23 protein-coding genes are annotated in these 23609 nt (G+C 52.1%); 5 read left to right on the top strand and 18 right to left on the bottom strand.

The window, feature by feature from the left end:
• Positions 1-7: 7 nt before the first annotated feature.
• The 3 genes from CWI71_RS01965 to CWI71_RS01955 are packed head-to-tail and all read right to left on the bottom strand — an operon-like array spanning position 8 to position 2264.
• The gene (locus tag CWI71_RS01965) at positions 8-991 is read right to left on the bottom strand and encodes a COX15/CtaA family protein (protein WP_126753583.1); all 984 of its coding nucleotides are present in this window, start codon (positions 989-991) and stop codon (positions 8-10) included.
• 5 nt (positions 992-996) lie between these two features.
• On the bottom strand, positions 997-1542 hold the full coding sequence (locus CWI71_RS01960; RefSeq protein WP_126753582.1) for a hypothetical protein: 546 nt from the start codon (positions 1540-1542) through the stop codon (positions 997-999).
• Complete coding sequence (locus CWI71_RS01955) at positions 1539-2264, bottom strand: SURF1 family protein (protein ID WP_126753581.1); 726 nt, start codon at positions 2262-2264, stop codon at positions 1539-1541. The genes CWI71_RS01960 and CWI71_RS01955 overlap by 4 nt, the downstream gene beginning before the upstream one ends.
• A 27-nt stretch (positions 2265-2291) precedes the next feature.
• On the opposite strand from CWI71_RS01955, the gene CWI71_RS01950 reads away from it, so the two are divergent.
• Complete coding sequence (locus CWI71_RS01950) at positions 2292-2507, top strand: DUF2909 domain-containing protein (RefSeq protein ID WP_126753580.1); 216 nt, start codon at positions 2292-2294, stop codon at positions 2505-2507.
• A 39-nt stretch (positions 2508-2546) separates the two neighbouring features.
• On the opposite strand, the gene CWI71_RS01945 is transcribed toward CWI71_RS01950, so the two are convergent.
• The 6 genes from CWI71_RS01945 to lexA form a co-directional block, all read right to left on the bottom strand.
• On the bottom strand, positions 2547-3428 hold the full coding sequence (locus CWI71_RS01945) for a cytochrome c oxidase subunit 3 (protein WP_126753579.1): 882 nt from the start codon (positions 3426-3428) through the stop codon (positions 2547-2549).
• 11 nt (positions 3429-3439) lie between these two features.
• Positions 3440-4018: a cytochrome c oxidase assembly protein gene (locus CWI71_RS01940; protein ID WP_126753578.1), complete on the bottom strand. Its 579-nt coding sequence runs from the start codon at positions 4016-4018 to the stop codon at positions 3440-3442.
• A 1-nt stretch (position 4019) separates the two neighbouring features.
• Positions 4020-5627: a cytochrome c oxidase subunit I gene (gene ctaD / locus CWI71_RS01935; protein WP_126753577.1), complete on the bottom strand. Its 1608-nt coding sequence runs from the start codon at positions 5625-5627 to the stop codon at positions 4020-4022.
• 14 nt (positions 5628-5641) lie between these two features.
• The gene (gene coxB, locus CWI71_RS01930; protein ID WP_126753768.1) at positions 5642-6736 is read right to left on the bottom strand and encodes a cytochrome c oxidase subunit II; all 1095 of its coding nucleotides are present in this window, start codon (positions 6734-6736) and stop codon (positions 5642-5644) included.
• A gap of 325 nt (positions 6737-7061) precedes the next feature.
• Positions 7062-7478: a hypothetical protein gene (locus CWI71_RS01925; RefSeq protein WP_126753576.1), complete on the bottom strand. Its 417-nt coding sequence runs from the start codon at positions 7476-7478 to the stop codon at positions 7062-7064.
• Complete coding sequence (gene lexA / locus CWI71_RS01920) at positions 7475-8095, bottom strand: transcriptional repressor LexA (protein WP_126753575.1); 621 nt, start codon at positions 8093-8095, stop codon at positions 7475-7477. Before lexA ends, CWI71_RS01925 begins: the two co-directional genes overlap by 4 nt.
• Before the next feature lie 145 nt (positions 8096-8240).
• Between lexA and plsB the strand changes: the two genes are divergently transcribed.
• Complete coding sequence (plsB, locus tag CWI71_RS01915; protein WP_126753574.1) at positions 8241-10688, top strand: glycerol-3-phosphate 1-O-acyltransferase PlsB; 2448 nt, start codon at positions 8241-8243, stop codon at positions 10686-10688.
• Positions 10689-10691: 3 nt separating this feature from the next.
• Here plsB and ubiA read toward each other — a convergent pair whose 3' ends face one another.
• Genes ubiA through CWI71_RS01885 form a run of 6 tightly spaced genes read right to left on the bottom strand, consistent with a single transcriptional unit; the run spans position 10692 to position 15542 of the window.
• Entirely contained in the window at positions 10692-11540 is an 849-nt protein-coding gene (gene ubiA, locus CWI71_RS01910) for a 4-hydroxybenzoate octaprenyltransferase (RefSeq protein ID WP_126753573.1), read from the bottom strand.
• On the bottom strand, positions 11533-12114 hold the full coding sequence (locus CWI71_RS01905) for a chorismate--pyruvate lyase family protein (protein WP_126753572.1): 582 nt from the start codon (positions 12112-12114) through the stop codon (positions 11533-11535). The genes ubiA and CWI71_RS01905 overlap by 8 nt, the downstream gene beginning before the upstream one ends.
• A 1-nt stretch (position 12115) precedes the next feature.
• Complete coding sequence (locus tag CWI71_RS01900; protein ID WP_126753571.1) at positions 12116-12967, bottom strand: rhomboid family intramembrane serine protease; 852 nt, start codon at positions 12965-12967, stop codon at positions 12116-12118.
• Positions 12968-12969: 2 nt separating this feature from the next.
• Positions 12970-13293: a thiosulfate sulfurtransferase GlpE gene (gene glpE / locus CWI71_RS01895; protein WP_126753570.1), complete on the bottom strand. Its 324-nt coding sequence runs from the start codon at positions 13291-13293 to the stop codon at positions 12970-12972.
• On the bottom strand, positions 13293-14321 hold the full coding sequence (tdh, locus tag CWI71_RS01890; protein ID WP_126753569.1) for an L-threonine 3-dehydrogenase: 1029 nt from the start codon (positions 14319-14321) through the stop codon (positions 13293-13295). Before tdh ends, glpE begins: the two co-directional genes overlap by 1 nt.
• Positions 14322-14348: 27 nt before the next feature.
• A complete protein-coding gene (locus CWI71_RS01885; RefSeq protein WP_126753568.1) occupies positions 14349-15542 on the bottom strand; it encodes a glycine C-acetyltransferase in 1194 nt (397 codons plus the stop codon).
• Between the two features lie 113 nt (positions 15543-15655).
• On the opposite strand from CWI71_RS01885, the gene coaD reads away from it, so the two are divergent.
• Positions 15656-16150, top strand: a complete 495-nt coding sequence (coaD, locus tag CWI71_RS01880; RefSeq protein WP_126753567.1) for a pantetheine-phosphate adenylyltransferase — start codon at positions 15656-15658, stop codon at positions 16148-16150.
• Between the two features lie 128 nt (positions 16151-16278).
• On the top strand, positions 16279-17880 hold the full coding sequence (gene pckA / locus CWI71_RS01875; RefSeq protein WP_126753566.1) for a phosphoenolpyruvate carboxykinase (ATP): 1602 nt from the start codon (positions 16279-16281) through the stop codon (positions 17878-17880).
• Between the two features lie 44 nt (positions 17881-17924).
• Here the strand turns inward: pckA and CWI71_RS01870 are convergent, their stop codons facing one another.
• Positions 17925-18989: a GGDEF domain-containing protein gene (locus CWI71_RS01870; protein WP_126753565.1), complete on the bottom strand. Its 1065-nt coding sequence runs from the start codon at positions 18987-18989 to the stop codon at positions 17925-17927.
• Positions 18970-20982, bottom strand: a complete 2013-nt coding sequence (locus CWI71_RS01865; RefSeq protein WP_126753564.1) for a S9 family peptidase — start codon at positions 20980-20982, stop codon at positions 18970-18972. The genes CWI71_RS01870 and CWI71_RS01865 overlap by 20 nt, the downstream gene beginning before the upstream one ends.
• A gap of 111 nt (positions 20983-21093) precedes the next feature.
• On the opposite strand from CWI71_RS01865, the gene CWI71_RS01860 reads away from it, so the two are divergent.
• Positions 21094-22872, top strand: a complete 1779-nt coding sequence (locus tag CWI71_RS01860) for an SLC13 family permease (RefSeq protein WP_126753563.1) — start codon at positions 21094-21096, stop codon at positions 22870-22872.
• Here the strand turns inward: CWI71_RS01860 and fabR are convergent.
• A complete protein-coding gene (gene fabR / locus CWI71_RS01855; RefSeq protein ID WP_126753562.1) occupies positions 22838-23461 on the bottom strand; it encodes an HTH-type transcriptional repressor FabR in 624 nt (207 codons plus the stop codon). The two genes, CWI71_RS01860 and fabR, sit on opposite strands and share 35 nt — an antisense overlap.
• Between the last annotated feature and the right edge of the window lie 148 nt (positions 23462-23609).

The following is a 23609-nucleotide window of genomic DNA, read 5'->3' as shown; positions in this document are numbered from 1 at the left end:
TGTTGTTTTAAGCGTGGCGTGCGATTTTATAGTTTAACCCTACCAGACTTAACAGCAGCAATGCACCCATTAAATTATGCGACACAGCTACGGCAAGTGGCAGCATTAGCACCACGTTGCTGATACCGAGCGCTAGTTGCAGTATCAGCGCCAGGGCGACCCAGTTCAGGCTGGTGCGAATCACGGTGGAGTGTGCTTTCACGTAGCCGCGCCACAATAACAAGCCGACGACTAATGTGGTGACCAGCGCGCCAAAGCGGTGCGCAACATGCATGGTCATGCGCTCGGGGTAATCGTGCGCTCCATACTGGTAGGTGACCGCCTCTGGTACCGAGAAAGCACCGGCAATATCAAGATTCGCGCTCCAGTTACCTTCACAGATGGGCAGCTCAGTGCAGGCCAGCGCTGCATAATTTGCGGCCACCCAACCACCTAAGGCTATCTGCAGTACAACCACCAGCAAGGCAAACATGGCCAGGTTGGCAAGTTGGCGGGCTTTCGGATCGCCCATAGGTAAATGAATACGCTTCAGTCGCAGACGTAACAGATAGAGCAGCGACAAGGTGGTGAAGCCGCCTAATAAATGGCCCATAACAATCAACGGCTGAAGGTTAAGCGTTACAGTCCACATACCCAATGCCGCCTGGAATATCACCAATAGCAACAAGAATAGCGGTAGTTTCAGTGGTGTTTCCGGATATTTACGCTGGCGCACCAGGGCCAGCACGGCGATAACAAAAATCGCCAGACCCAACAAGCCTGCGGCATAGCGATGAATCATTTCATTCCAGGCTTTGTGGTGCTCAAGAGGAGCGTCTGGAAATAACTGCTGGGCAGCAGCAACCTTATCGACGTCAGTTGGCACCGTTAAGTGGCCGTAACAGCCGGGCCAGTCAGGACAGCCTAAGCCGGCATCGGTAAGGCGGGTATAAGCACCCAGTACAATCACAATAAGAGCGAGAACAATACTAAGATTCACTAATAGACGCATGGTATTTATCCTACTCGCGAGAGCTTCAACAAGGTGCGTAAATCGGCTAACAGGTCTTTCGCTTCGGCGCGCATTTGTTCTTCGTTGGCGTAGGTTTCATAATGCAGCATTACATTGCCAAGCGGGTCAATAATGAACAGCTGATGCGGCGGTAAGTCACTCAGCCTGGCAATAATGGCGCTGTCGTAGACAGCTTGAACCATTGGGGTATTGTCGAGATTAAAAGCAAGAGGTTCTTTGCTAAATACCAGAGGCGTGACCCGGTCGGTCTCTTTGCCCAGTGCGATATCAAGTTGGTTCATTGCATACAGTGCTTGTTCGCAAGGGGTGCCACATTCATTGTCTGCAATCAAGGCGACATTCCAGCCTTCAGGCAACCGCTGATTCAGTGTTTCACCCAGCTCAATCGGTGGCACAAGCATAGTGCCCTTATTGGTTGCTGCCCCCTGGTACCAGCTCTGATCGAGGACAAATTTAGCGCCGATCACCGGCAGCGCGAAAGCTAAAATGACACCGATGAAGGTGGCGCGGGATTTTTTTACAGACGTCATGCGCTTTCCTTTTTTGTTTTTGTTATGGAGCGTCGGACCAGCAGAACGATAATTAAGCCAACGACCGCCAGCGAGAACCATTGCAGCGCATAAGCCTGATGCTTCTCGGGCGACATCACCTGTGGTTCCCAGTGTCGCGGCCAGCCATAATTTGCATTTTCTGAGAGTAGCACCACACTTGTAGCGATGGGAAGCGCTACGCTTTCACTAATTTCTTTGAAGCGTAACTGCTGCACCCGCCAGGGTGGGCCACCGGGTTCGACAATGTGATCGGCCAGCGAAAAAGCATGTTGATTTGCGGGATACCACCAGCCTGTCACCGTGACAGTGCCGGCGGGCACCTCAAGCTGCGGTAGCTGGCGACGGTCTGGACCAACGGGTACCCAGCCCATGTTAACTGGTATCAGCTGTTTACGGTCGGTTACCTGTAATAAGCCGATGACCTGATAGCCGACTTCGCGTTGGAATATCTGATTATCGAGCAATAGGTAAGCATTCAGAAACTGGCCGCTGACCTGTACTGGTTGATAACGTTCCAGGCCATCGGTATTGACAGGAAGCGGCGTAAAATTGGCGCTATCGGCCTGTTGCCGGGCGCTGGCAAAGTCATCGAACAGGCGCTGCTTTTCGGCGGCACGGTCAAGCTGCCAAAATCCTAACTTGACCAAAAAGCCAAATGCCAGCACAGTGAGTAAAGTTATCAAAATGGTGCCGATGCGCATCAGCTTCTACCAAAAAGGGATGACAGAATGGTTATTACTGCAAAAATCATTTTAGTACTACTCATGTTCTACATGGTCTTCAATCTTGCGCAGGCGCTAATCGCAATGCTACGCAATGACCCGACCAAACCGCCAATGACCCGTTACTTAGGCCGCCGGGTAGGAGCCTCCGCTCTGGCCATCGCTATTATTGTGATCTTATTACTGTCTGGTGTACTTGAGCCGAACCCGCGACCGTACTAAGTGCCTTGGCACTTAGTCGGTCGGAAGCTGGATCAGGTCTTAAAGTACATAAACAAAAATAAACAAACATACCCAGACCACGTCAACAAAGTGCCAGTACCAACTGGTGGCCTGGAAGGCAAAGTGACTGTCCGGAGTGAAGTGACCTTTGAGTACTCGCAGAAACATGACGATAAGCATGATGGTACCTAAGGTCACATGCAAGCCGTGGAAGCCGGTCAGCATATAGAAGGTATTACCATAAATACCCGAGTCGAGCGTCAGTCCCAGTTCCTGGTAGGCATGCACGTACTCAGCACCTTGCAGGTACAAGAAAATACAACCCAGCAGAATGGTAATACCGAGCCAGACTTTCAGTTGGGTCCGGTTGCCTTTTTCCAGCCCCACATGGGCAAAGTGGCAGGTAAATGAAGAGGTGATAAGGATGATGGTGTTATACAGCGGCAGACCATACCAGCCCATTTCACCGGATCGAATACCACCCGGCGTTTCGGTTAGTGGCCAAATCGCTTCGAAACCGGGCCATAAAATCTCATTGGTCATCAGGTTATTACTCGCTCCGCCCAGCCACTCAACGGCGATCACCCGTGCATAAAAGAGTGCGCCGAAAAAAGCTGCGAAGAACATAACCTCAGAGAAGATAAACCATGCCATGCCCTGGCGGTAGGAGTGCCCTAACTGCGAGCTATAGAAACCGGACATTGACTCGTTGATTTGATCACGGAACCAGCCAAACAGCATCACCAGAATTACGGCGATACCGGCCAGCAGGACGTTAAGTCCCCAACCGTCGGCTTCGTTTTTCATATCGATGACGGTATGTCCAGCGCCAAAAGCGATCAGGCCTAAGCCAATGGCACCGACAATAGGCCACGGACTCGATGCAGGCACATAATATTTTTCGTGTTTTTGTTCTGCCATTGCAAAAATCCTCAGTTCACCGGCTGCGCGAGGGCAGCCAGTGCATCAGGTGTAGCTTTTTCTGTCATGTCGTACATCGTATATGACAGGGTGACCGTATGAATATGTTCGGGAATGTCAGGGTCAAGATAAAACTGCATCGGCATAGCGGTATCGCTACCCGCGGCCAGAGGTTGCTGGTTAAAGCAAAAGCACTCGACTTTATTTAAGTAGAGGGAAGCCTCCCCTGGAGCAACCGATGGAATAGCCTGAGCCACCATATTCTTGCCGGTAGGGTTACGGGCAAGAAAGTTGACCACTTTGGTCTCACCTGGGTGTACCCGAACCGAGCGCACTTCAGGTTCGAACCCCCAGGGCATCCCTTTATTCACACGGGTAATAAATTGCACATTGACCGTGCGGCTGGTATCCACTGCCTTAGTATTCGCGGCCGCCTGACCATCGTTAAAGCGGCCGTTAAAACCAGTGATATCACAGAACACGTTGTACAGTGGCACCAACGCAAAGCCGAAAGCAAACATGCCGACGACCGTCAGCAAAAGCCGACGGACGATTCGGGAATTATCGGGTTGAGTTGGATGCTGACTCATATCATTTCGCCTCAGGTGGGACATCGTAAACGTCAGGTGGCGTATCGAAGGTATGATACGGCGCCGGTGATGGAACTTCCCATTCCAGGCCGTCCGCGCCGTCCCATGGTTTCGCCGGGGCTTTTTCACCGCCTTTAATGCACTTGATAACAACCCAGAGGAAGATCAGTTGCGACAGACCGAAGGCAAAGCCGCCGATACTGACGATCTGATTGATATCAGCGAACGCCAGCGAGTAATCCGGAATACGCCGCGGCATCCCCGCCAGGCCGGCAAAGTGCATTGGGAAGAACAATACATTGACCGAAATCAGCGAGGCCCAGAAGTGCAGTTTACCGAGTTTTTCGTCATACATATGACCGGTCCACTTCGGCAGCCAATAGTAGGCGGCGGCCATAATTGAGAAGATGGCACCGGTGACCAGTACATAGTGGAAGTGGGCCACGACGAAGTAGGTGTCATGATACTGAAAGTCGACCGGAGTAATTGCCAGCATCAGGCCCGAAAAACCACCAATGGTGAACAGAATGACAAAAGCCAGGGCGAACAGCATGGGCGTTTCAAAGGTCATCGAACCGCGCCACATGGTCGCTACCCAGTTAAACACTTTGACGCCAGTGGGCACCGAGATCAGCATGGTGCAGTACATGAAAAAGAGCTCAGCGAACACCGGCATACCAGTGGTAAACATATGGTGCGCCCAAACCAGGAACGACAAGCCAGCAATCGCAGCGGTGGCATAAACCATTGAGGCATAGCCAAACAGTGGTTTACGCGCAAAGGCTGGAATAATTGCTGAAACGACGCCAAATGCCGGCAAAATCATGATGTAAACTTCGGGGTGGCCAAAGAACCAGAAAATATGCTGGAACAATACCGGGTCGCCGCCCCCTGCGGCATCAAAGAAGCTGGTACCGAAGTACTTGTCGGTCAATACCATAGTGACAGCACCCGCCAGTACCGGCATGACCGCGATCAGCAGAAACGCAGTAATAAACCAGCTCCAGCAGAACAGCGGCATTTTCATATAGGTCATGCCCGGCGCCCGCATATTCATAATGGTGACGATGACATTAATTGCACCCATAATGGATGAAATACCCATAATATGCACTGAGAACACGAACAACGCCGTTGAGTCGCTGCTGTAAGTGGTTGACAGCGGGGCATAGAAGGTCCAGCCGAATGCCGGGCCGCCACCTTCCATAAACAGTGACGCTAACAGGATTGCAAAAGCGAACGGCAGAATCCAGAAGCTCCAGTTATTCATGCGTGGCAACGCCATATCCGGCGCACCGATCATCATTGGAATCATCCAGTTGGCCAGGCCGGTAAAGGCCGGCATGACCGCACCGAAAACCATGATCAGACCATGCACCGTGGTCATCTGATTAAAGAAGTGGGGCTCTACCAGCTGTAAGCCAGGCTGGAATAGCTCGGCACGAATGACCATAGCCATTGAACCGCCCACCAGGAACATAATAAAAGAGAACCATAGGTATAAAGTACCGATATCTTTATGGTTCGTGGTAAATAGCCAACGGGTGATACCCGGCGGCGCATGATGGTGATGATCGTTGTGATCCATCTCGCCAACAACAGTGCTCATAGTCAGGTCTCCCCTTATTCGTTCATGTACGCGTTAACATCAGCCGCTTGCACGGTTTCGCCGGTATTGTTACCCCAGGCATTACGCTCGTAGGTAATAACGGCAGCAAGTTCTTTCAGGCTGAGTTGATTTCCAAAGGCTTGCATCGAGGTGCCGGATTTACCATTGACGACAATATCGATGTGCCCCTGCATGTCGTTAAGCGCCATTTCGGAGCCTTTCAATGCCGGGAATACGCCGGGAATACCTTCACCGTTGGCTTGGTGGCAGGCTGCGCAACTTCCCAGATAAACGCGCTCGCCAACTTCCATCAGTTCGTCCATGTCCATCGACATGGCCAACAGGCGTTGTTCTTCTTCTTTTTCCTGGCGGGCAATTTCTTCCTGTTCGGCCAACCAGGCGTCAAACTCGGCAGGTTCTTTGGCTATGACCACCACCGGCATGAAACCATGGTCTTTACCGCAAAGCTCAGCACACTGCCCACGGTAAATGCCTGGTTCGTCAACCTGGGTCCAGGTTTCATTAATGAAGCCCGGGTTGGCGTCCTTTTTGACGGCAAAGTCAGGTACCCACCAAGAGTGGATAACATCGTCTGAGGTGACTAAGAAACGTACCTTGCGGTCGGTAGGGATAACCAAAGGACGGTCCACTTCAAGCAGATAGTTTTCTCGTTTTTCCAGTTTATTGTCGATCTCGTCGCGCGAGGTCGCCAGCAAGCTGTAAAACTCAACATCACTGTCGAAGTATTTGTAATGCCATTTCCACTGTGAGCCAGTGACTAAAACGGTCACGTCAGCTTCTGAAGTGTCTTCCATGGCAATGAGCGTTGAAGTGGCCGGTATAGCCATTCCGATCAGGATCAGAAAGGGTATTGCCGTCCAGATAATTTCAACTTTAACGTTTTCGTGGAATTGTGCGGGCTTACGGCCTTTTGATTTGCGGTGTCGGATCATGGACCAGAACATGGCCCCGAATACGACAACGCCAATCACACAAACGATATAAAAAATCGTCATGTGCAGGTCGTAAACGCGCTGACTAATCTCAGTAGCGCCCTGAGTTAGGTTAAATTGCGAGCGTGCCTGACTAGCCATGGGAAGCATAGCCATTAGCGCGGTGATGAGTCTAATACTCACGCGACATCTCCTCTCATTCTTCCGACGCGGACTTTACCGCGAGTACACCGAAGTGCGTGCCTGAAGAACAAAGAGGTGAGCAGAAAAAGGAACAGCATTTCCGGTTAGAAAAATCGCTTTCCCCACTAACCCTTTGTTGTTATGTATCAATAATTATTTTTATTTATTGTGTTAGCAGTAAGCTGCTACTCCAAAATACCACGCGTAGCTGAAAAAGCCACCGCTAAAGTTAAGAATTTTTTGGTGACAGAATAAAAAAAAGGCTGCCGAAGCAGCCTTGCAGGGAACCTTCCCAATTTTAGTGGAGTGGGGATTGAGAAGGTAGAGACTGAAATACGAAACTGTGCGTCTGGCTGACTTTACTGGCCATTTTCAAACGCTGTGATACACGCGGTGATGACAGGCCATCGAGGAAGCTCAGGACGACGCTTGAAGTACCGGCAAGTAAAGCTTGCTCAGTGGCCCATTCACGCTGATCGGCATCGCGCCCACCAACCCAGCGAATACGTGAGCGGCTAACGCCGGCATTAACCAGTTGTCGGACAATATCACGCGAACCACCGATCACGGTGACCCATTGCTTCGTGCGTAACGCCAGGGACTGGATACGGGGAATCATTACCGCGAACTCGGTGCTGGATAAGGTAGTTTCGTCGCCCCATGCGAATGTATCAGCGACGAACTCGCGGTTTGCGTGTGGGTAGTTGTATCTCATAACCATGCTCCATTTCGTATCACGCCGACGGCCAGACCTTCGATAGTGAAGTACTGATGGGCTAGATCGACCTGAATGGGTGAAAACTCTTCATTTTCCGGATGCAACAGCACCATGCTTCCTTTACGCTCGAAACGTTTTACCGTCACCTCGTCTTCTACCCGGGCGACCACAATTTGACCATTTCGGGCTTCGTGGGTTTTGTGTACAGCGAGCAAGTCGCCATCCAAAATACCGATATCTTTCATACTCATGCCATTAACCCGTAGTAAAAAGTCGGCATGGGGGCGAAACAGGTTTTGATCGACCTGGTAATGGCTTTCAATATGCTGCTGCGCCAGAATCGGTTCACCCGCGGCGACCTGACCGATCAGCGGCAGTCCTTCAGGAATTTCTTCATCGTTCGCACCAATCAGACGGATGCCCCGTGACATGCCCGGTAGCATTTCGATAACGCCTTTTTTCGCCAGCGCCTTTAAATGCTCTTCGGCGGAGTTGGGCGAGCGAAAACCGAGACGCTGTGCAATTTCTGCACGGGTCGGTGGCATACCTGTGGCTTCAATAGTGTCCTTGATCAGGTCCAATATCTCTTGCTGTCTGGGTGTTAAAGGTCGCATCGGTGTACCTGTTTATTCATACAGTGATACTGTGAGTATATACAGGTGTTTTCAGATCGCAACTTTTTTGTTCAACTTTTTTCTGTCAGCAAAGGTGAGGAATCAATGGTATCCTTTAACAGACTGATATACGCGGGGGATTTGCATGAGTTGGAGAGGCTTCGTCGCTAAAATTTTATATTGGCCGGTGCGCTGGCTGACGCGATTCGAGACAATTTTTGATGAGACCATCAGTGCGGTAGGTGACCCTCAGCACGTGGTTTACGTAATGCGTTCGACATCCGTAACCGATCAACTGGTAGCAGAGCGGGCATTAAAGCGTGCGGGTCTACCGGAGTTAAGTGAGCCGCTGTTGTTAAATGGTGAGCGCCACGCTCGTGTCATGTATCTGGAACAGGCGAAGGCGCAAACCAGTGAAGCGGCCATTGATGAGTTTCTGCACCTGCTGAAAAGCCATGAAAAGGATCGCTCATTGGACGTACAACTGGTGCCGTTAGGTTTGTTCTGGGGCCGCAAACCCGGCCAGGAACGTCGCGAAGGTAGTACCATGGTGTCTGATCTCGACAACCCCGGTCACTGGCGCAAGTTCTGGCTGGTGTTGTTTTCCGGGCGCAATATTCTGGTGCGTGGTAGCCGACCGGTCAGCCTGCGGCAAATGAACGATCAATTTGGCGCTGAACGCAAAGTCGCGCATAAATTGGCGCGGGTCGCGCGGGTTCACTTTGTGCGGTTACGTCATGCGGTCGCGGGACCGAAGATTGCTAACCGTGAACGGGTGATCCAGGAGCTGCTGCGGAGCGCTGCCTTACAAAAAGCAATCGCTGATGAGGCGCGTGCCAAGAAAATTACGCTCGAGAAAGCGCATAAGCGCGCTTACGGCTATCTGGATGAGATTGCTGCGAACTACAGCGATACGCTGGTGCGCGTGCTCGATCGCTTTATGGGCTGGATGTGGAGCCGTATATACAATGGCATTCACGTCGAGGGCGGTGAGCGCATTCGCGAATTGGCCCAGGCCGGGCACGAGATTATTTATGCCCCTTGCCATCGTAGTCATATGGACTACTTGCTGTTGAGTTACGTCATCTATAAAGAGGGTCTGGTACCGCCGCATATTGCCGCCGGTGTGAACCTCGACTTCTTCCCGGCAGGTCCATTATTCCGCCGTGGCGGCGCCTTTTTCATTCGCCGCAGCTTCAAAGGGAATAAGCTCTATTCGGCGGTGTTCCGGGAATACCTGGACCGGCTATTTCAAAAAGGCTATCCGGTCGAATACTTCACCGAAGGTGGGCGCAGTCGCACCGGTCGTCTGCTGCAGCCAAAAACCGGCATGATCGCGATGACCATCCAGGGCATGCTCCGCGGCCAGCAACGCCCTATGTCAATTGTACCCGTCTACCTTGGCTACGAGCACGTCATGGAAGTGGGTACTTACTTAAAAGAGTTAAAAGGCAAGTCGAAAGAAAAAGAGTCAATGTGGCAGGTTGTTTCAAGCCTGCGTCACCTACGAAATTTTGGCCACGGTTATGTAACCTTCGGCGAGCCGATTAATGTGGGCCAGACGCTCGACAAACTGACCCCGGACTGGCGTGAATCGGTTACCGTAGGTGCTGAAGAGCCGGCGCGGCCGCGTTGGCTGACGCCAACGGTCAACCTGTTTGCCGACCAGATTATGCAACGTATCAACGACTCGGCAGGCCTCAACAGTGTGAACCTTACCGCTCTGGCACTGTTGAGTGCTGAGCAGCATACCTTGTCACGCGAAGAGTTAGTCGCGCAACTGAATGTCTATACGCATCTGCTGCGTGAGGTTCCTTACAGTAAGTTTGCCTATGTACCGGCGGAGTCAGGCGAAGAGTTATGGCAGTTAGCGAAGCGACACGACAAGTTCACTGTCGTCAGTGACACTATGGGCGAACTGATTCGTTTGGACGGCACCACAGCGATTGCAATGACTTATTACCGTAACAACATCATGCATATGATGATTGTGCCGGCAATTGTGGCCGCCTATGCCTGTGCGCATCCGACCTTTAAGGTAGAGCGTATTGCCAGCTTGCTTGAGCAATTACACCCGCTCTTGAAAGAAGAACTCTTTATCAGTCATGAAGCTGACAGCATGGCGCTTTGGGTGCAGGCCATTGTTGAGCATTTGGTCAGCGTAGATATGGTAGAAGTTTTGGAGGACGGTAGCTATCGCAGTGCTACGCGCGAGAGTGAGGCGTTTTTCCAACTGCAGCTATTATCACGCGCTGCCAGCGAAACCTTGCAACGGTACGCAATTTTGTTCGAGCTGCTGCAACAAGGTGGACCGCAGGGCCGGGCGCAATTGGAACAGGCATCGGTAGAATTGGCTGAGCGCCTGAGTGCCATGCATGGGGTGAACGCGCCCGAATTCTTCGATAAGAAGTTACTAAGTGCGCTGATCTCGACGCTCAAGCGTGAGGACTACATTGAAGTCAACAGCGATGGTAATTTCGTCGCTCACGCCAGCGTCGGCAAGCTCAGTGACATTATTGACCGTTTGCTTGAAGCGCCGGTCGTACAGACCATCCGCCAGTCGGTGCAGCGCCGGACCCATCCTGAGGATTAACGCTTAGCGATACCAGTAGCTCGCGGCAACCGCTGCCGCGAGCACCCAACCAACATGATTGTTGTGTAAAAACGCACGGAAACAGCGTTGTGGTTCGCGGTACCAGATAAGCCCGTGCTGCCAGATAAATAACCCTGCAATCACTATTAAACCAAGCCAGTAAATGAGCCCAAAGCTCAGCAAGTGACCCAATACTACCAGCAGCGCAAGCGTCGCCAGTTGCAGCACGGCGATAGCGAGTCGATCGAAGCCACCAAATAAAATGGCAGTCGACTTCACCCCAATTTTCAGGTCATCGGCGCGATCGGCCATGGCATACTCGGTATCGTACGCCACGGTCCAGCAAATATTGGCAGCAAACAATACCCATGCCACTAACGGCAGACCCTGATCTAGCGCGGTAAATGGCATTAAAATACCAAAGCTAAAAGCCACCCCCAGCACCACTTGCGGCAGTTGCGTAAAGCGCTTGCAAAAGGGATATAAGATAGCCACGCCTGCCGCAGCGATGCTTAATAAAATAGTTGCCTTATTGAACTGCAGCACAATCAGGAAGGCAATGAGCAATAAGCCGGCGAATAAGGCGAGCGCTTGCCAGCTTTTGAGTTCACCGGCCGCCAGGGGGCGTTGCCGGGTACGGCTGACATGACCGTCAATATTGCGGTCGGCAAAGTCATTAATCACGCAGCCTGCCGAGCGCATGACAAAGGCACCGAGTAAAAATAACACCACCACTTTTAACGGCGGATCACCGGCACCGGCAATGATCAAGGCTGCCAGCATGGGCCAGGCGAGCAATAAGGTACCAATGGGACGGTCGGCGCGCATGAGTCGCCAATAGGGATTAGCCATGAATTTGCTCCTGTGCCAGTGTGGAAGCCCCAATGAATACTTCGGCAACCAAAACATGCTGGTTGGCTGCTGTAAAGCGACTGCGGCGTCCCCAAAGTGTAGCAGCGGCAAAGCCAAGTTGTTGATGCAGCTGACCGACCTTTGAGGTGGACGCAAAACTGGAAACTTCAAGTTCACTGCGCACCAGATCCGGTTGTTTAAATAAATGCTCACCGAGTGGTTTATCGCCAAGTTCATCAAGGCGTAAGCGTTGCTGTGCCAGCGCGCTAAACGGAAATACACTACGGGCAAAGACCCAGGGCTGCTCGTCACACCAAAGAATAACTTCGCGCACAATGCCGCTTTGCGCAGCACCGAGCCAGTGGCGCTCGTCGGCTAATAGCGGCGCCTCATGTTGGCCAAGTAGCTGGACCTGAAAGCTCTGGCTGCGTGCTTTCAGCTTGGCGGTAAGCGAGCTGGGGTCAAGCAACCAATCACGGGCGCATTCGGACCAGGCGGATGTCGCTGGCTGGTGCCAGCACGCTTCGCCGCCCTGTCGCACGACCGGGAACTGGATCAAGGGAAAGTTTGCCATGCTATGCGTTATTCAGCTTTTTATAATGTTCGATAATACGTAGCGCGATACCCAGAAATAGTCCGGAAATAAGACCGGCCGAGTGCGCGGTATTGGCAACACTCACCCAAAGCAGGTCGGTGTAACCCAGCAGCAACCAGACCAACATGAAGGCGATAAGCCCCATGGGTAAAAACAAGGGATGTCCCGGGCGTTGCCAGGCAACGACCAGAGCGATACCAAACAAACCGTAAACAACGCCGGACAGGCCACCGAAATAGGGGCCGCTGACCATAAACTGCATGACGTTTGAAAAAACACCGCACACGACCAGGGCGACGAGCAAATAGCTTGAGCCATAAGTGCGCTCGAAGCGACCCCCCAGATACCACCACCAGAACACATTAAAGAAAAAGTGCAGCAGACTAAAATGTAGTAGCACCGGTGTCAGTAAGCGCCAGGGCTGCTGCCAGGGCAAGTCGGTGAAGGTATCACTGATACGCAGGGCTTCAAACATGCCCATTGCCAGTTGCGTGTTGAGTGCCAGGAACACCAGACTGACCAGAGCCGCGAAGGCAATGGTGACGATGCCGGCCTGCTGCAACAGCTGGCGGCCAATACTGGCATTGGGCGGTGGTGCCGTGGTCGGGTCGGTGCCTGCGGCCTGGCGTTGTAACTCGGCTTCGACGCCGTCGGGGTCAGCCTTAAACTCAGCGATGAGATCTTTTGCCAGAGCCACGTAGCTCGACTGGGTGACCCATAGTTCCAGCTGATTCCCATGCTCGGTAACCGTGACTGGCACCCCGCGCTGCTGTAAATAATGGTGCAAGCGCTTCATCATTTCTTCATTGCGGGTTGCCAGTAGTTTTTGCATGGTTAGTTACGCTCCACCACATCAGGATGTTCATGCGCCCAGGCGGTAAAACCGCCGTCGAGGCTGCTAACGGGTTCAATGCCCTGATGCGCCAGATACTGCGCCGCACCCTGGCTGCTATGGCCGTGATAACAGACCACTACTACCGGCTGCTCATCTTCCAGCTCAGCCAGAAAGTCATTGAGTGTTGCGTCGGTAAGATGAACCGCGCCGGGAATATGGCCGGCCGCAAAGGAGCGGGCGTCGCGAATATCGGCAAATGCCGTATCGCCTTTACGCCACAACTCATAAGCGGTAGCAATATTAATGCGGGTAAACTCACTCATCAGCTTTCCCAGTCCAGCACGACTTTGCCTGATTGACCAGAGGTCATAATTTCAAAGCCTTTTTCAAACTCATCCACCGGTAAGTGGTGAGTCAGAATAGGGGACAGGTCAAGACCGGACTGTAGCAGGCTGGCCATCTTGTACCAGGTCTCGAACATTTCACGTCCGTAGATACCTTTAATGGTAAGTCCTTTGAAGATCACCTGGTTCCAGTCAATTGCGACGCTTTGCGGTGGAATACCCAGCATGGCAATTTTGCCGCCATGATTCATGGTTTCCAGCATTTGGGCGAAGGCAGAAGGTACACCTGACATTTCCAGACCCACGTCGAAGCCTTCTTTCATGCCTAGCTCCTGCATGACGTCGGTCAGCTTTTCTTTGCTAACGTCCACCGCACGGGTGGCGCCCATTTTGGTTGCCAGCTCAAGGCGGTAAGGGTTTACGTCGGTAATCACCACGTGGCGGGCACCGACATGACGGGCAACGGCGGCAGCCATAATGCCAATCGGGCCAGCACCGGTAATCAGCACGTCTTCACCGACCAGATCAAAAGCCAGTGCGGTGTGCACCGCATTGCCAAAGGGGTCAAAAATCGCGGCTAAGTCGTCGCTAATATCATCAGGTAGCTTGAACGCATTCTCAGCCGGAATCACCAGATATTCGGCGAACGCGCCGGGGCGGTTGACGCCGACACCGACAGTGTTACGGCATAAATGGCGGCGGCCAGCACGACAGTTACGGCAATGGCCACAGGTAATATGGCCTTCACCGGAAACCCGATCGCCAATTTCAAAGCCGCGCACGCCATCGCCCATGGCGGCAACTTCACCCACGTATTCGTGGCCGACGACCATGGGCACTGGAATGGTTTTCTGTGACCATTCGTCCCACTTGTAAATGTGTACGTCGGTACCGCAAATCGCAGTCTTTTTAATTTTGATCAGAATATCGTTATAACCGTACTCAGGTTTCTCGGCGTCGGTCATCCAGATACCTGGTTCGGCATGTAGTTTTGCTAAAGCTTTCATCAGCTTCCTCCGCAATCAACCAGCGAATTAAATAATTCCCAGGTCTTTTCCAATACGTGTAAAGGCGTCAATAGCGCGATCAAGCTGCTCGCGGGTATGTCCGGCTGACATCTGGGTACGGATACGCGCTTTGCCTCGTGGTACGACAGGGAACGAGAACCCGATCACGTAGATGCCCTCGGCAAGCAGGCGATCGGCCATTTCTGCGGCCAGCTTAGCGTCACCAATCATGACCGGAATAATCGCATGATCAGCCCCGCTCAGCGTAAAGCCGGCTTTGGTCATTTCGGAACGGAAGTGGCTGGCGTTGTCCCAGAGGCGCTGGCGTAATTCGTCGCCTTCTTCCAGCATTTCCAATACGCGAATGGAGGCCTGGACAATAGCTGGCGCTACTGAATTCGAGAACAGGTAGGGGCGTGAGCGCTGACGTAACCAGTCAATAACTTGCTTTTTACCTGAGGTGTAGCCACCTGAAGCGCCACCGAGAGCTTTACCCAAAGTACCGGTAATAATATCGACGCGACCCAGCACGCCGCAGTATTCGTGTGTACCTTTACCGTTTTCACCAAGGAAGCCCGTTGCGTGGCAGTCATCCATCATGGTCAGTGCGCCATATTCCTCAGCCAGATCACAAATGGCTTCCATGTTGGCAATCACGCCGTCCATGGAGAAGACACCGTCAGTGGCGATAAGAATATGGCGTGCACCATCGGCTTTGGCTTGCTGTAATTTGGCTTCGAGGTCGGCCATGTCATTGTTCTTGTAACGATAGCGCTTTGATTTACTGAGGCGGATACCGTCAATAATTGAGGCATGGTTCAGCTCGTCACTGATAATGGCGTCTTCCGGACCCATTAGAGTTTCAAACAAACCGCCATTGGCGTCGAAGCATGACGAATACAGAATCGTGTCTTCAGTGCCTAAAAATCCACTCAATTTTTGCTCAAGTGTTTTATGAATATCCTGGGTGCCACAGATAAAACGCACTGAGGCAGTACCAAAGCCATGTTCATCCAGGCCTTTTTTGGCGGCGGCGATCAGGTCAGGGTGATTTGCCAGACCCAGGTAATTATTGGCACAGAAGTTCAAAACAGACTGGCCGTCGCCAACTTTAATTTCGGCGGCCTGTTCACTGGTGATGACGCGCTCTTTCTTGTACAGCCCCTCTTCTTTGAGTTCCTCAAGCTGGGCGTCGAGTTGTTGATAAAAATCAGTCTTCATGTAATTCTCCGTGCTTTAGAAGCCTACGCAGACGTAAACGTTCGAATTTGTTCTATAGTTTACCTGATTTGCGGGGTATCGCGCATCCTCAATTCAGTTGTCGGAGAAAATTCATGCACAGGCGTGCTATTTATCCTGGAACCTTTGATCCTATTACCAATGGTCACGCTGACCTTATCGAGCGTGCCGCTAATTTATTCAGTGAAATTGTTGTTGGCGTGGCCAATAACCCAAGTAAGAACCCGATGTTCAGTCTCGAGGAGCGGGTGGAGCTAGTGCGTCAGGTCACAGCGGAGCTGCCCAATGTGCGGGTGGTGGGGTTTAGCGGTCTGCTGGTGGACTTTGCCAGGGAGCATGGCGCTACGGTGCTGATTCGTGGCTTGCGCGCGGTGTCCGATTTTGAATACGAATTTCAGATGGCAAATATGAACCGGCGTTTGTATCCGGGGCTGGAAAGCGTGTTCTTAACGCCAGCCGAAGAAAACTCCTTCATTTCCTCGACACTCGTTAAAGAAGTAGCGCTCCATCACGGTGATGTGCGCCAGTTTACTGCCCCAAGCGTGGCAGAAGCGCTGGACAAGAAAACCGAGTCAAGAAAAAAACCATAAACAAACCGTTAAGTTAGAGCCTAAGCCTCGGCTTAGGCTACCAATTTTATAGATTTCAAGTTAAAATCGCCGCCCGTTTTCGTTTCTTAATTATTTTTGCTCAGACCAGACCCGCAGGAGTCCACCACATGACTGATCTGGATTTAAGCCAGTATGGCATTACAGACGTCACTGAAATTGTCCACAACCCTTCGTATGATTTGCTCTTTGAAGAGGAAACCCGTAGCGATCTTCAAGGCTACGAGAAAGGTGTCGTAACCAATCTAGGCGCAGTTGCGGTTGATACCGGTATTTTCACCGGTCGCTCGCCGAAAGATAAATATATTGTTCGCGACGAAACCACTGAAAACACCCTGTGGTGGGCCGACCAGGGCAAAAATGATAACAAAGCAATTTCACCAGCTATCTGGGCTGACCTGAAAGGTACTGTTACTGAGCAGTTGTCGGGTAAACGTCTGTTTGTGGTTGACACCTACTGTGGCGCGAACGAAGACACGCGTCTGTCGGTGCGCTTTATCACTGAAGTTGCGTGGCAAGCGCATTTCGTCAAGAACATGTTTATTCGCCCCACTGAAGAAGAGTTAAAAACCTTCAAGCCAGACTTCGTGGTGATGAATGGTGCGAAGTGCATCAACCCGAAGTGGCAGGAGCACGGCCTGAACTCAGAGAACTTTGTTGCCTTTAACCTGACTGAGCGCATTCAGCTGATCGGTGGCACCTGGTACGGCGGCGAAATGAAAAAAGGTATGTTCTCAATGATGAACTACTTTTTGCCGCTGCAGGGCATCGCCTCTATGCACTGCTCGGCCAACGTCGGTAAAGATGGCGACGTGGCTATTTTCTTTGGTCTGTCGGGTACAGGTAAAACAACTCTGTCTACCGATCCGAAGCGTCAGTTGATCGGCGACGATGAACATGGCTGGGATGATGACGGCGTATTTAACTTTGAAGGCGGTTGTTACGCGAAGACCATTAACCTTTCGCAAGAAGCAGAGCCGGATATCTACAATGCCATTCGTCGTGACGCGCTGTTAGAAAACGTCACTGTGCTCGAAGATGGTACCGTAGATTTCAACGACGGTTCGAAAACCGAAAATACCCGTGTGTCTTACCCGATTTACCACATTGATAATATCGTCAAACCAGTCTCGAAGGCCGGTCACGCGAAAAAAGTTATCTTTCTAACTGCCGACGCGTTTGGCGTATTGCCACCGGTATCGAAGCTGACCAAAGAGCAAACCAAGTATCACTTCCTGTCGGGCTTCACCGCAAAGCTGGCTGGTACTGAACGTGGTATTACTGAGCCAACGCCAACGTTTTCAAGCTGCTTTGGTGCGGCCTTCCTGAGTCTGCACCCGACCCAGTACGCGGAAGTACTGGTGAAGCGTATGGAAGCTGCCGGCGCCGAAGCTTATCTGGTCAATACTGGCTGGAACGGTACTGGCAAGCGGATTTCAATTAAAGCCACCCGCGCCATCATTGACGCGATTTTGGACGGTAGCATTGAAGATGCTGAATTTTTGAACTTGCCGTACTTTAACCTGGCGATGCCAACGTCATTGCCAGCGGTTGAAGACATGCAAATTCTCGATCCGCGCAACACCTATGCAGACGTGCAGGAGTGGGACATCAAAGCGCAGGACCTGGCCCGTCGTTTTGTGGCGAACTTCGAGAAGTTTACCGATAACGAAGAAGGCAAAGCATTGGTCGCGGCTGGCCCGCAACTGTAAGTTTTCGTCTGGTAATTCTGAAGCCCCGCATTGCGGGGCTTTTTTCATTCCGCGTTGATGTCGGCATCCGTAACCGTACGATTTCGGCCCTGGCCTTTGGCTGCGTACAGCGCTTTATCGACACGCCGCACCAGCGTCGTTTCATCGTCGCCGGGTTGAAAAGATGCGATGCCAAAACTGGCGGTAATGTGAATATTATCGTGAAAGCTATAGGCTTCGATGGCGTGCCTGATCTTTTCTGCAAGTACCTTGCTCTGTTGCCGCGAGCAGGCCTCTGCCACCAGTAGAAACTCTTCGCCGCCCCAGCGTCCGAGGGTGTCTGAACCGCGCGTGTTACTGCGCAATAACTGTGCTAGCTCAACCAGAATGCTGTCGCCGGTCTGATGACCATAAGTGTCGTTGATGCGTTTAAAGTGATCGATATCGAGCAGAATAACCGAAAAGTCCTGGCGCTCCTGCCGTGCCTTGCGTAAGCCCTGACTCAACGCCTTATCCAGTTTGCTGCGATTCACCAGACCAGTCAGTGGGTCGGTACTGGCGATATATTCCAACCGTTCACCATGCTCCTCAAGATACTGAAATGCTTCGGAGCGGGTTTTTTCGATGTGACGTAAAATGATCAGTAGCGCTGCGGTGGCGATGACAATGTTGGCCAGTGAACGTGCCGTAAACGGCGCCGGTTGCCATTGTGGCGACACCTGACTCACGTAAATAAGGCAACTGCCAATGACCAGAATACTGGTTAGGTAACCCCATTTACGGCCCAGCAGGAAAAAAGTAATGGGTGGATAAATCGCCAGCCAGTACAGGGCGTAATGCTGCCCCTGTGCGGCAACAACGTAAATAATCAGGACGGCGGCGTTTACACCCGCTACCAGCCAGGAGATCAAAATAGTATCTTGCGGTCGCCGCGCATGCCAAACGATAAGTGCCAGACTGATAAGGCCAATACTGAAATGCAGCACGGCAATAGCGGATTCAGCAATCAGAAAATGGTTAATAAAGCCCATCAGCGAAAACGTGATGAACATGACCCAGAGCAGGGCCCAGAGAAATTGGACCCGCCGGTAAAGCGGGTCCTGAGGATTGTTATTTAAGTTGTTCCGCATGTGGGAGTTCGTGATCAGGAGCTTCTTCTGCGCCTTCTTTAAGGAAGGTATCCATCCAGCGCATCAGTCGCATACTGTAATCAAGTTGTGCCGCGACACGACGGTTGCCATGTCCTTCACCCGGATACAGCACTAACCGCACAGGAACGTTGCCATGGGTCTTCAGGTAGCGATAAAGCTCCATCGACTGGCTTGGGTGCACCCGCGTATCTTCTTTACCATGCATAATAAGAATTGGCGTACGCGCTTTCTCGGCATGATAAATAGGGCTGCGCTCCAGGTACCACTGCCACTTTTCCCATGGGTAGCTGCGCGCGTGAACGGCATGCATTTCCTTGGCAATATCGGTGGTACCAAACTTGGAGATATTATCGCTGATACCAACAAACATCACGCTGGCTGCCCAGTGCTCAGTCTGCGCTGTCGCACCCCAGGCTGAGGCAAAACCACCGTATGAACCACCGGTGATACCGGCCTTTTCGGTGTCGACCAGTCCCAGTTCGACCAGGTGGTTCTTACCGTCGACGATGTCATCGAACTCTTTACCGGCATAATCATTCTGCCCCAATTTTGAGAATTCAACACCGCGGCCCGTGCTGCCACGATAGTTAGGGAAAAATAGCACGTAATCTTGCTGTGCCGCGTATTTCGCCGGGCTACCATAGCGGTCCAGCCAGCCATTGCTGTAATGCGACTCAGGGCCACCGTGGACAACAGTGATGAGCGGATAGCGGGTACCTTCCTGATAATCCGTCGGATAGACCAGAATACCCTGTAGCATTAAGCCGTCACGAGCTGCGTACTCTATGGTTTCCTGGCGCGGCATAGTGATTTCGTCAAGCCATGGGTTAGAGTTGGTTAAGCGGATCAGGCTTTGGTTTTCAATCCGGAATAATTCGGTGGGATGGGTTGCGCGATGCGCGCGAGCGTAAACGCCTGGTTGCTCGGGTGTTGCTTCAATATCGACCACGATGGCCTGACCTGGCTCAAGCAAGGTGCGCGTTTCCAACCACTGCATGGTGATCGCGCGTACTTCACTTTCAGTGCCAATATGACCCAGATAAATCAGCTCGTCGTTGCGACGCCAGTCGATGTCCTGCACGTGACCCGGATAATCAGGTAGTACTTCACGAACAGTGTTCTGGTTCTGCAAATCAAACACGAACAAGCGACCGTCAGCCGGGTCATTGTAATCAGCTGAACCAATCACCGCCAGGTAGCGGCCATCCGGCGAGAACTCGGCTTTGCCCAGCTTACCTACGGTTTCAAAGGCACTCTCCTGGGCACCGGCAAAAGAGACCAGCTCGTACTGGCTGCTCATGTAGCTGTCATCAACCAAAGGCGTTGGCGCGGTGCGTAGCAATAACTGCTCGTGGCCCGGACGAAACGCGATGGAATGGACCTGACGGTCATCAGTGATTTGCGCGGCAATCGGCGCTTCGTTGCTCAGATCTACCAGCCAGGCATGCGTGAACTCAAGTTGTTCTTCATAGACCTCAGCTTTAAAGCCTTTTTTGGCAAGATCTTTTTTGGCCTTGTCGGCTTCTTCGCGCGCACGGAACGCCAGATAACGACCATCAGCACTCAGGGCGTAGCTGTAAATGCTATTGTCATGGCTAAATACCTTCTGCGCTTCACCACCACTTAATGAGATTTTATACAGGCTGGTGTGATCGTCACCTTCACGTTTGCTGGTGAAATAAATGAAATCGCCATGAATGGTGACATCACTGACGCTGTTTTTGTCGGTGATAAAAGGCACCGGGTCCTTTTCGCCACGAACGACTAACAGTTCAATAAAACTGCTGCCGTCTTCGTCCACATAGGGAGTACGCGGCTTGACCCGGGTAAACGCGGCCACCTGACCGTCGTTGCTGACCGAAACGCTGTTAATGGATTGCGTGGTTACGGTTTCCTGCAGCGTAATATCACGCGCCGAGGCCGCTAAACTAAGGGTCGCGCAAAGTGCGGTTAGACCTAGTCGAAGGAACATCTTTATCTCCTATAGTGTTATTTTTCTTCAACATAGTAGCAGTAAAACGGTTGACTTCCCACGAAATCAGGCCACTCTAAACAATACTTAGGATAACAAGGGACCTTAAGTATGGCAGATCAAATCTGGATTGGAATTATCCTAATCACAGCTTTGGTGCTTTTTGTCATAGAACGCTGGCGCTATGACTTCGTGGCAATGGGCGCGCTGTTTGCCGCCTATATTGTCGGCCTTATCCCGCGCCAGGAAGTTTTCTCCGGGTTTGGTAACCCAGCTGTCATCACGGTCGCCGCGGTATTGGTGATAAGTCACGCACTGTGGCGCTCGGGCGTGGTTGATAAAATGGCCAGTAGCGTTAAGCAAATGGGTGATCGGGTCTGGTTGCAAATGATTGTGCTCACCAGCCTGACGACCTTCGTCTCCGCCTTTATCAGCAACACCGGGGCAATGGCGATTATGATCCCGGTCGCCCTGCAGTTGTCGCGTAATGGCGCCGGACATGCCTCATTAATGCTAATGCCCATGGCGTTTGGTTCCTTATTGGGTGGCACCATCACCATGATCGGTACCCCGCCGAATATTATTATTTCCGATATCCGCGCCAGTCATGGCGCCGAACCCTTTGGTATTTTTGACTTTACCCCGGTGGGTCTGGTGGTAGCGGTAGCAGGCCTTATCACCATGTGGCTGACCGCCCACTGGCTGGTGCCGCGCAGTAAAAGTCGCGACACCTCAAGTTCGCCTTATGATGTCAGTGCTTACCTGACGGAGCTTTATCTGCCTGAAGAGGCGAGCCTGGTCGGGCATACGCTGTTTGAATTTGAATCGAAAATCAAAGAAAACTTTGCCGTGGTGGCATTAAAACGGGGCAAACAAACCATCAGCGCCCCGCCAAGGTACCTGCGTTTGCGCGCGGAGGACGTGCTCATTGTCGAGGCCGACGCGGCAACCTTGCAGGAGATCCTCGATTTAACCAAATTTGAGCTCAATGCCGAAGAGAAAATCGATACCCGCTTTTTGGTTTCTGATGAGATTAAAGTCATTGAAGGAATTGTCGGGCATGACTCACGCCTGATCGGCCGCTCGGCCGCTGATCTGCGCTTACGCCATCGTTTTGGCGTGAATGTACTGGCAGTCGCCCGCGAGGGACAGCCGTTGCGGCCCAGTCTCTCGGATGTGCGCTTTAAGCCGGGCGACGTGCTGCTGTTGCAGGGTGATGCCGAAGTCTTAAACGATGTATTTAACCGTTTTGGTTGCTTTCCGTTGGCACAGCGTAGCTTACGGCTGGGTAAAAAACGGCAGCTGATTTTACCCATTGCCATTTTTGCTGGCGCTATCACCATGAGTGCCCTTGATTTTCTCAGCGTGCCGGTCGCTTTCACATTAGCAGCGGGCTTGATGGTCATCGCTGATGTTATTCCGATACGTGAGCTCTATCAGTATATTGAATGGCCGATTATCGTGCTATTGGCCGCGACGATTCCTTTGGGTGGAGCACTCGAGCGCAGCGGTGCAGCCGACACTATTGCCAATTTAGCGCTGTGGGTCAGCCAGGACGCGCCAGGGATGATGGCGATCGGTCTGCTACTGGTGGTCACCATGCTACTCTCGAATGTCATTAACAATGCTGCCGCGGCAGTGCTGATGGCGCCGATTGGTATCAGCATGGCTGGCACTCTGGAAGCATCGCAGGATCCGTTTCTGATGGCAGTGGCTTTAGGGGCTGCATTACCGTTTCTAACGCCTATCGGGCATCAGTCAAACATTCTGGTCATGGGTCCGGGGGGCTATCGTTTTGCCGATTACTGGCGGCTCGGCTTGCCACTCTCGATTGTCATGTCGGTGGTGGCCTTAATTATGATTTCTGTGACCTGGCCAATGTACGGGTAGCTTCGGCACCACGAGCCACAATACGTACCTGGGCGATCGTCGTTTCCAGCAGTTCTTTGCGTTCCGCCGGCGAAGCGTCCAGCGCGTCGGCACCGGCGCTGAAGACAATGCGAACAATGGCATCAGCATGTAACTCGGCAATGGTACGGTCAAATTTTTGTTCGTCCACCAGGTAGTCGACCAGCTCAGCAGTAAAATGCTCAACCTCGCGCTGCACTGCAAGACGAAACTCACGTGAGTTGCCGGATTTTTCCTGCAGTAATAAGCGAAAAATAGCGGTGTTATTGGCGACAAACTCCATAAAGGTGGTGACTGACGAGCGAATAATGGATCCACCCTTCGCGATTTGCTGGCGCGACTGGCGTAGCAGTTGCCGCAGTGCCAGACCGCCTTCGTCAACCAGCGTCAGGCCCAGTTCTTCCATATTCTGAAAGTGGCGATAGAACGACGTCGGCGCGATACCCGCCTCGCGGGCCACTTCGCGTAGGCTTAATGAGGCATAGCCGTGCTCTGCACTTAACTGATTCATCGCCGCCTGAATTAACGCGCGTCGGGTTTTTTCTTTTTGCGCCGCTCTTACACCCGCCATGATTTGAACTTCCTACAAGAAATGTTGCCTTAAAAAGCGATTATGTCAGTGAACGCCTGTTCACGCAATTTATCGCGAAAAGGCAAATAAAGGTTGCATCCGGCGGTAAATATGCGTAAATTCAGCGTACACATGTTCGCTTAAATTT

Source organism: Pseudidiomarina insulisalsae (assembly GCF_003987065.1).
GTDB lineage: Bacteria > Pseudomonadota > Gammaproteobacteria > Enterobacterales > Alteromonadaceae > Pseudidiomarina > Pseudidiomarina insulisalsae.
Note: the sequence above shows the minus strand (reverse complement) of the source record. Positions and strands in the feature narration are given on the sequence as shown.

Coding starts and splice junctions, on each gene's coding strand:
- fabR (WP_126753562.1), bottom strand. CDS start 23,461: ATGGCGGGTGTAAGAGCGGCGCAAAAAGAAAAAACCCGACGCGCGTTA.
- lexA (WP_126753575.1), bottom strand. CDS start 8,095: ATGCGACCTTTAACACCCAGACAGCAAGAGATATTGGACCTGATCAAG.
- coaD (WP_126753567.1), top strand. CDS start 15,656: ATGCACAGGCGTGCTATTTATCCTGGAACCTTTGATCCTATTACCAAT.
- pckA (WP_126753566.1), top strand. CDS start 16,279: ATGACTGATCTGGATTTAAGCCAGTATGGCATTACAGACGTCACTGAA.
- ctaD (WP_126753577.1), bottom strand. CDS start 5,627: ATGAGCACTGTTGTTGGCGAGATGGATCACAACGATCATCACCATCAT.
- CWI71_RS01950 (WP_126753580.1), top strand. CDS start 2,292: ATGGTTATTACTGCAAAAATCATTTTAGTACTACTCATGTTCTACATG.
- ubiA (WP_126753573.1), bottom strand. CDS start 11,540: ATGGCTAATCCCTATTGGCGACTCATGCGCGCCGACCGTCCCATTGGT.
- CWI71_RS01860 (WP_126753563.1), top strand. CDS start 21,094: ATGGCAGATCAAATCTGGATTGGAATTATCCTAATCACAGCTTTGGTG.
- glpE (WP_126753570.1), bottom strand. CDS start 13,293: ATGAGTGAGTTTACCCGCATTAATATTGCTACCGCTTATGAGTTGTGG.
- CWI71_RS01945 (WP_126753579.1), bottom strand. CDS start 3,428: ATGGCAGAACAAAAACACGAAAAATATTATGTGCCTGCATCGAGTCCG.
- CWI71_RS01885 (WP_126753568.1), bottom strand. CDS start 15,542: ATGAAGACTGATTTTTATCAACAACTCGACGCCCAGCTTGAGGAACTC.
- CWI71_RS01965 (WP_126753583.1), bottom strand. CDS start 991: ATGCGTCTATTAGTGAATCTTAGTATTGTTCTCGCTCTTATTGTGATT.
- CWI71_RS01905 (WP_126753572.1), bottom strand. CDS start 12,114: ATGGCAAACTTTCCCTTGATCCAGTTCCCGGTCGTGCGACAGGGCGGC.
- CWI71_RS01925 (WP_126753576.1), bottom strand. CDS start 7,478: ATGAGATACAACTACCCACACGCAAACCGCGAGTTCGTCGCTGATACA.
- plsB (WP_126753574.1), top strand. CDS start 8,241: ATGAGTTGGAGAGGCTTCGTCGCTAAAATTTTATATTGGCCGGTGCGC.
- CWI71_RS01865 (WP_126753564.1), bottom strand. CDS start 20,982: ATGTTCCTTCGACTAGGTCTAACCGCACTTTGCGCGACCCTTAGTTTA.
- CWI71_RS01960 (WP_126753582.1), bottom strand. CDS start 1,542: ATGACGTCTGTAAAAAAATCCCGCGCCACCTTCATCGGTGTCATTTTA.
- coxB (WP_126753768.1), bottom strand. CDS start 6,736: ATGGCTATGCTTCCCATGGCTAGTCAGGCACGCTCGCAATTTAACCTA.
- tdh (WP_126753569.1), bottom strand. CDS start 14,321: ATGAAAGCTTTAGCAAAACTACATGCCGAACCAGGTATCTGGATGACC.
- CWI71_RS01955 (WP_126753581.1), bottom strand. CDS start 2,264: ATGCGCATCGGCACCATTTTGATAACTTTACTCACTGTGCTGGCATTT.
- CWI71_RS01900 (WP_126753571.1), bottom strand. CDS start 12,967: ATGCAAAAACTACTGGCAACCCGCAATGAAGAAATGATGAAGCGCTTG.
- CWI71_RS01940 (WP_126753578.1), bottom strand. CDS start 4,018: ATGAGTCAGCATCCAACTCAACCCGATAATTCCCGAATCGTCCGTCGG.
- CWI71_RS01870 (WP_126753565.1), bottom strand. CDS start 18,989: ATGCGGAACAACTTAAATAACAATCCTCAGGACCCGCTTTACCGGCGG.